Origin of the sequence: Mycobacterium hubeiense, from assembly GCF_002838065.1 — a bacterium.
GTDB classification, from domain to species: Bacteria; Actinomycetota; Actinomycetes; order Mycobacteriales; family Mycobacteriaceae; genus Mycobacterium; species Mycobacterium hubeiense.
The window spans coordinates 1-1004 of sequence record NZ_PIZU01000117.1 but is presented as its reverse complement, the minus strand read 5'-3'; the positions used below and the strand labels follow the sequence as shown (position 1 = coordinate 1004).

At 61.7% G+C, this 1004-nt stretch carries 1 protein-coding gene; it reads right to left on the bottom strand.

Features of this window, described 5'->3' with window-relative positions; genetic code table 11:
• Positions 1–297: 297 nt before the first annotated feature.
• Positions 298–843: a hypothetical protein gene (locus CWS39_RS28800; RefSeq protein ID WP_158240430.1), complete on the bottom strand. Its 546-nt coding sequence runs from the start codon at positions 841–843 to the stop codon at positions 298–300.
• Positions 844–1004: the final 161 nt, after the last annotated feature.

Below are 1004 nucleotides of genomic sequence, written 5' to 3'. Positions count from 1 at the left end.
CGCTACCCCCACGTGGTCACCCTGAATGCCTCCGAACAGGCCGGTAGCTGGGTCCGCCGATGAGGACTTGGTGGCTGGTGTTGATCAGCCCCTCGAGCAGTAATTCGGTTGTCTAACCATCCCGGATCGGTCCCCACGACGTCCAAGTCGTGTCGGCCAGCCTGCGGGCATACCACCCGCCAGCACGGTGGGAAACCCGGCTGGAGCCACGCGTGGACCTATCCCACCAGGGATCTATCCACGACAGATGATCGGTGCTTCACGAGCGCTATCGGAAGCAGTGATGGCCCAGCTAGATTACGGCAAGCCGAGGAGGCAACGGTACTGCTCTCCGCCCTCAAGCGGAAAGTTCTTCAGGCAAAAAATCTGCCACGGGGTATAGCCGGTACCATCGCCACCGTTCGGCGCCAGCGAGACTATTCGCGTCGGCCCCGGATTGATTGACACCGTTTCGTCGTTGTTCCCAAAGCCCCCGTCGCCGCCGACGACCAGCGGATCCGCGGATGCGGCACAGGTTGCACCCAGTATCACGCTGGCGGCGAACAGGCCGACAGACGCTGCACGGGCCAATGTGTGGATCATTTCGAACTCCTCGTGTTCGGTTGGGTGTACGCCGGTTGGCGTCGATCTGATGATTTCTTGGGCGCCGGTATCGAAAAATCGCCTTGGCGGGGGATTGTGATGACCCTGCGATGTGGTTGTTTTCACCCCGGCGGGGGATGACGCACAGGGGAATTCGGCCAGAGATCGGCCAATGCGACGGCGTGGGATGATCGGAATGGGATGGCAGACGCCTTCGTTCAGGTTGCGTGATCGGTGTCCCAGGCGGCGGCGTCCGGCCACGCCGCGAGCTACACATTGCAGGATTTGTTGCCACACAACGAGATACGTAGTCGGCGCACCGATGCAGGGTGGTGGCGATTTCGGCTACTGGCAGCTGCGCGCGACGTCGTGCGAGCTCGCCGGGGCTTGTCAAGATAACTGTGTAAGGTGTTGTGGCCGTT